The 6,188-nt window shown below is 46.3% G+C and carries 5 protein-coding genes; 2 read left to right on the top strand and 3 right to left on the bottom strand.

Going from position 1 to position 6,188, the window contains the following annotated elements; genetic code table 11:
• Positions 1–143 precede the first annotated feature (143 nt).
• Complete coding sequence (locus CAG68_RS18130) at positions 144–1,400, top strand: type 2 secretion system lipase (RefSeq protein ID WP_104980377.1); 1,257 nt, start codon at positions 144–146, stop codon at positions 1,398–1,400.
• 155 nt (positions 1,401–1,555) lie between these two features.
• On the opposite strand, the gene CAG68_RS18125 is transcribed toward CAG68_RS18130, so the two are convergent.
• The gene (locus CAG68_RS18125) at positions 1,556–2,155 is read right to left on the bottom strand and encodes a TetR/AcrR family transcriptional regulator (RefSeq protein WP_005374096.1); all 600 of its coding nucleotides are present in this window, start codon (positions 2,153–2,155) and stop codon (positions 1,556–1,558) included.
• 111 nt (positions 2,156–2,266) lie between these two features.
• Here CAG68_RS18125 and CAG68_RS18120 point away from each other — a divergent pair, with 111 nt between their 5' ends.
• Entirely contained in the window at positions 2,267–2,809 is a 543-nt protein-coding gene (locus CAG68_RS18120) for a carboxymuconolactone decarboxylase family protein (protein WP_005374097.1), read from the top strand.
• A 97-nt stretch (positions 2,810–2,906) separates the two neighbouring features.
• Here CAG68_RS18120 and CAG68_RS18115 read toward each other — a convergent pair whose 3' ends face one another.
• On the bottom strand, positions 2,907–4,283 hold the full coding sequence (locus tag CAG68_RS18115) for an efflux transporter outer membrane subunit (RefSeq protein ID WP_080996813.1): 1,377 nt from the start codon (positions 4,281–4,283) through the stop codon (positions 2,907–2,909).
• Positions 4,284–4,297: 14 nt separating this feature from the next.
• On the bottom strand, positions 4,298–6,188 hold a 1,891-nt coding region (locus CAG68_RS18110; RefSeq protein WP_161441465.1), incomplete at its 5' end, for a MacB family efflux pump subunit.

Below are 6,188 nucleotides of genomic sequence, written 5' to 3'. Positions count from 1 at the left end.
CTGAAATATTGAATATTTAGTTGTTGACTGTCTTGAGCATTTACTCAGAATTAGAAGGTTTAGTGAGAAAAATTCTCATCTAAATACTGTTATAGCCGAGCGTATTCACGCATTCGGAACAATAACCATTACAAGAAGAGTGAATGATGAAAAAAACAATCACACTATTAACTGCATTACTTCCGCTTGCCTCCGCCATTGCAGAGGAGCCAACTTTATCACCAGCAATGGTTTCTGCGGCTGAAGTGGTTAGCGCGCAAGAAAATCAAACTTATACGTACGTTCGATGCTGGTATCGTACGAGCCACTCTAAGGACGATGCGGCTACCGATTGGAAATGGGCAAAAAACAAAGATGGTAGTGACTTCACTATCGATGGTTATTGGTGGAGCTCTGTTTCATTTAAAAACATGTTCTACACCAATACCTCACAAAACGTAATTCGCCAGCGTTGTGAAGAAACACTAGATCTAGCGAACGAGAACGCAGACATTACATTTTTTGCTGCCGACAATCGTTATTCTTATAACCACACGATCTGGAGCAATGATGCTGCAATGCAACCAGATCAGATAAACAAAGTAGTGGCTTTAGGCGATAGCTTGTCTGATACAGGCAACATCTTTAACGCGTCCCAATGGCGCTTCCCTAACCCGAATAGCTGGTTCTTGGGTCACTTCTCAAACGGTTTTGTTTGGACGGAATACGTTGCTAAAGCCAAAAACTTACCGCTATACAACTGGGCAGTTGGTGGCGCAGCAGGTGAAAACCAATACATCGCGCTAACTGGTGTCGGCGAACAAGTTTCTTCTTACTTAACCTACACAAAGCTGGCGAAGAACTACAACCCTGCTAACACATTGTTTACGTTAGAGTTTGGTTTAAATGATTTCATGAACTACAACCGTAGCGTGCCGGAAGTAAAAGCGGATTACGCTGAAGCTCTGATTCGTTTAACAGACGCTGGCGCGAAGAACTTCATGTTGATGACACTGCCTGATGCAACCAAAGCACCACAGTTCAAATACTCAACACAGGAAGAAATTGAAACGATTCGTGCGAAAGTATTGAAGATGAACGAGTTCATCAAAGCACAAGCGATGTACTACAAAGCCCAAGGCTACAACATCGCATTGTTTGATACACACGCCCTGTTTGAGAAGTTAACCTCGGCACCAGAAGAACACGGTTTCGTAAATGCAAGCGACCCTTGCTTAGACATCAACCGTTCATCCTCTGTTGACTACATGTACACTCACTCATTACGTTCTGAATGTGCAGCATCTGGCGCAGATAAGTTCGTGTTCTGGGATGTGACTCACCCAACCACAGCAACGCATCGTTATGTGGCTGAAAAAATGTTAGAAAGCAGCAATAACTTAGAAGAGTTTCGCTTTTAATAAGCCGTTGTTGTTCATTGCAAGTTAATTTGCATAAAAATGACCACGAAGCATCGTGGTCATTTTTTATCGATATCGAACCCCGATAACGGTTTTATTTGAGCTCGCTTAGTTCAAGCCGTTGATTTAGAGACGTTGACTTTGAGCTGCCTCATTCAGCTTTCTGTTTTTGGTACGTTACCGCGGAAGCTGTCCACCATAATAGAGATCAACGTCTTTAAGGTTACATCATCACTGCGGTATGAGTAGGCTCGTATACCCGTAAACTGAACCTGGAACAACTGAGCAAGAAGCAATGTATCCTGGGCTTCAATTTCGCCATTCTCGATTGCTCGCTCAAACAGCTTTGCAAGAAAAGATTCAAATTGGTTTGCTAAGCTGTTTGTTTGATTGCGCAGCGCATTAAAATCCTCAGCAAATTCACTTGCTGATTTGACTAACATGCACACTTCACTGGGATTGGAGTCTCGCTGATTGATAACCACATCAATCGCGAAAGCTTCTATTGCATCTAGAACCGTTGTGTTCTGAGCTAAATGCAACTCAAACAGGGCTTGTAAGTTCGCAACGTACATTTTTAGCGCTTCACAATATAGCCCCTCTTTTGACCCAAACGTCGCATAAATACTTCCAGGACGCAGATTAACGCTATCTTGTAAATCACGTGTAGATGTTGCATGAAAACCTTTCTTCCAGAATAGATCCGAGGCGGCTTTCACCACTTCATCACGTTGGAATTTCTTTGTATTCGCCATGAGCAATTATCAATTTTGAACATATGCTCAATTTTATATTGAGCGACCGCTCAAAATCAACTATCCTGTTCTTGCCTAATCCGCTCATATCCAATTACAGGAGATTTAAACATGGCAGAATTTAAACTGTATACCGCAGAAAACGCACCCGAAGGATCAAAGCACCTGATTGAAAATTCAGTCAAAGCGTTTGGCATGCTACCAAATCTTCATGCTGTTATGGCTGAAGCGCCAACCTTGCTTGAGGGTTATCAAGTTGTGCATGAGCTATTTCAACAAACATCATTTAACGCAGAAGAATTGACCGTCGTATGGCAAACCATCAACGTTGAACATGGTTGTCACTACTGCGTTCCTGCTCATAGTGCGATCGCGGCGTCAATGAAAGTGGATCAGGAGATTGTTGATGCTCTCGTCAACCAAACACCATTGGCAGACGAAAAACTTGAAACACTACGAGAGACAACGCTTCAAATGGTGCGTCAACGTGGTGTAGTGGAAGAGTCTCAGATAGAGAAATTCTTTGCGGCAGGTTACGGACAGCAGCAACTGCTTGAAATTGTTCTTGGTCTAGCGCAAAAAGTGATGAGTAACTACACCAATCACCTAGCTGACACCCCGGTTGATGCACCTTTCAAGAAGTTCGCCAAGTAACTTAAGCTTTTATTACTGGTCCCATTCATGGGACCAGTAATACCTTCAAAAAAAAGCTTTGTTGCATGGCGCTTCGCTAGTGTGTGCTGACCCCTAATTACAACGGCGCAACGTCGGTTCCCCCTAAAGACTGGTAAAGCGTAACCTGAGTGAGAAACTGGTTGTAGCGGTTTTCCAACAAAGAAGCTTGCGCGTTTCTGGTGTCTTCTTGTGCATTCAAATAGTCCATGATCGACGTCGAGCCATACTGATACCGCGCAGCATAAATGGACTCAGCGGCACTTGCGGCATCATATTGCTCTTGTAAACGCGCCGCCTGATACTTCAATTTTTCGCGTGCTGACAAGGCATTTTCGACATCTTGGAATGCGGCGTACAACACTTGGCGATAGCTCACAATGGCCGATTGATAGTCTAAATCGGCAATGGCTTGGCTGTTTTTCATCTCATTCCACTGCAAAAACGGTAGCGTCATATCCGCACCTAAACTGCCGATCGGGTTGGAAAGCAGGTCTTTGAGCGCTTGTGACGATCCCCCCAAAGCCCCAGTGAGCGTCAGCTTAGGCAAGTAGTCCAAATCTGCTGCGTCTTTATTAGCTAGCGCGGCTTTGACGTCATAAATCGCTGCTTTAATGTCGGGTCTGCGGATCAATAAATCAGACGGAGCACCAACACTCAACGATGGCATATCGCCTTCAGGCAGCATTTGGATGTTTGCACTGATGCTCTTCGGCGGTTGATTGAACAAAATCGCAAAGGCGTTGTTTACCTCAAGTAAACTCTGTTCAAACTCACTTTGCTGCGCTTGTAAGCTTGCCAACGTACGTTTGGCTTCAAGCACATCTAACTGATCCACAGCGCCAAGTTGGTACTGTTTTTTAATCAATTGTAGCGTTTGAGCTGCGTCTACCACATTACGCTGGCTGAGGTGTAAGCGCTGTTGCAGATAGCCGATTTGCCAATATAGCGATGCCGTCGTTGCTACCAAACTTTGTGCGGTCGCCTCGCGATCTTGTTGACTTGCCATCGCCGTCCACTTAGCTTGGTCAACGTCTGCCGAGATTTTTCCCCACAAATCCAACTCGTAATTGACGGACAAGTTGGTGCTGTAGCTATCTGCCGATTCCCCGCTATCAAGAGATTTTTGAACTTGTCCTGATGTGGAAGAACTCAACGTAGGGAAAAGGTCATCTTGCGCTAAACCCAGCTGTAAACGCGCTTTCTTTAGCGTTAGCGTTGCCAGCGTCAAATCGTTATTTTGAGCCAACACCTGAGTAATGTATTGATTAAGCGTTGGGTCGTTAAACGCCAACCACCAAGGATCCATACTGACATCACCCGCAACATGCATCTGTTGCCAATTTGCAGGCACTTGCACCGCAGGTGCTTGATAGTCACTACGCATAAGCGACCCACAACCTGACAACCATACTGCACTTAAGGCGGCCGCGACCAATCGAGTTTTGAATTTCATTGTGTTACTCATTTTTAGTCTCTCGCTAGCGCTTCTATCGGATCGAGTTTGGCGGCATTGCGAGCGGGTAAAAAGCCGAAGGCGATGCCAATCAACGTTGAGCAAATAAACGCCCAGATGATCGAGTTCATTGAGTAAATCATTTGGAAGCTGCTGCCAGATGTACTGAATGCAAAACCAATCAAAAACGCCAAGCCAATACCAGCAATGCCACCACACAAACACACTAGTACCGCTTCAATCAAAAACTGACGCAAAATATCCGCTTGCCGCGCACCCACAGCCATTCGTACACCGATCTCTTTCGTGCGCTCTGTCACCGACACCAACATGATGTTCATTACGCCAATTCCGCCGACAATTAGGGAGATCACCGCAATCGCTGAGATCAGTAACGTCATGGTTGCGGTGGTTTTCTCGATGCTCTGACGAATGGTGTCAGTGTTAATCGTGAAGAAATCTTCTGTACCGTGGCGCATTTTTAACAAGTTGATGATGCTCTGTTCTACCGCTGCGCTTGGGGCGTTCTCATCAATCCGTACAGTAATGCCGTTGAGGTAGCGTTGTCCCATCATTCGTCCCGACATGGTGGTGTATGGCACCCAAATTTTCAGCGCGTCGCTGTTGCCAAACGCGTCTTCTTTTTTCTGCGTGACACCCACAATACGCACTGGCAATGAACCAAGAAAAATCACTTCACCAATCGGATTTCTATCCGCAAACATTTCCTTTCTGGTGTTGTCATCAATCACTGCTTCTTGGGCGAGCGAATTCACGCTCTCTTCATCCCAAAACTGACCTTTGGCGATCTCATAACCGCGCACACGGAAATAATCTTCCCCAACCCCTTCCACAGACGCGGTTGCATCCTGATTGGCGTAACGCACGGTTAAGCTGTTGGATAAAGACGGCGTGACACTGTCGACAAAAGGTAGACTCTCCAACGATTTAGCATCGTCGGCGGTTAGCGTTTTCACTCGTCCGGAGCGGCGGTCACCAAACCCTTTGCCCGGCCTGACATCAATGGTGTTTGTTCCCATGGATGAAATATTCGACAAAATTTGCTGTTGTGAACCATTACCTAGTGCCACCACGGAAACCACCGAGGCTATACCAATAATGATGCCGAGCATGGTCAAAAACGTGCGCATTCTGTGGCTAGACATCGCCAGCAGCGCCATTTTGAGCGCGTCAATAAAACTGTCCCACTTCCACCACTTACTGGCGGCTTGCGCTGGGCGATGAAAAGACGCGCTCGGTGTCTTTGCTGCTTGCTCATTGATTACAACTTGTGCATTTGGCGTATCTGCAATGATTTCACCATCTTTGATTTCAATGATGCGATCCGCAAAGTTCGCCACATTCATATCATGAGTCACTAAGATGATCGTATGCCCAAGTTGATGCAACTCTTTAAGCAGTGCCATCATCTCTTGCCCACTGTGACTGTCTAATGCGCCAGTGGGCTCATCAGCGAGAATCACCTCACCACCGTTCATCAGTGCACGAGCAACACTCACGCGCTGTTGCTGGCCGCCACTTAGTTGGCTGGGCTTGTGAGTCAAACGATCTTCCAGCCCTAAGCGAGCCAATAACGACTGCGCTCGCTCCGTTCTTTGACTATGAGGAACTCCCGCGTAAACCGCAGGTACTTCCACGTTTGCCACCGCGGTTAAATCCCCCAGCAGATGGTAACGCTGGAATATAAAGCCAAAATACTCGCGGCGCAGTTCCGCCAGTTGATCAGATTCCAACGTCGAGACATCTTGCCCATTAATGAAGTATCGACCGCTGGACGGTTTATCCAAGCAGCCGAGCACATTCATCAGCGTCGATTTACCTGAGCCTGATGCCCCCACGATCGCGACCATTTCACCGCGTTTTATCTCTAAATTAATGTGGTTC

The organism is Vibrio sp. V42_P2S4T144 (genome assembly GCF_009904715.1).
In the GTDB taxonomy this organism is placed as follows: domain Bacteria; phylum Pseudomonadota; class Gammaproteobacteria; order Enterobacterales; family Vibrionaceae; genus Vibrio; species Vibrio alginolyticus.
This window is presented reverse-complemented; position numbering and strand designations above follow the sequence as displayed.

Coding starts and splice junctions, on each gene's coding strand:
- CAG68_RS18120 (WP_005374097.1), top strand. CDS start 2,267: ATGGCAGAATTTAAACTGTATACCGCAGAAAACGCACCCGAAGGATCA.
- CAG68_RS18130 (WP_104980377.1), top strand. CDS start 144: ATGATGAAAAAAACAATCACACTATTAACTGCATTACTTCCGCTTGCC.
- CAG68_RS18125 (WP_005374096.1), bottom strand. CDS start 2,155: ATGGCGAATACAAAGAAATTCCAACGTGATGAAGTGGTGAAAGCCGCC.
- CAG68_RS18115 (WP_080996813.1), bottom strand. CDS start 4,283: ATGAAATTCAAAACTCGATTGGTCGCGGCCGCCTTAAGTGCAGTATGG.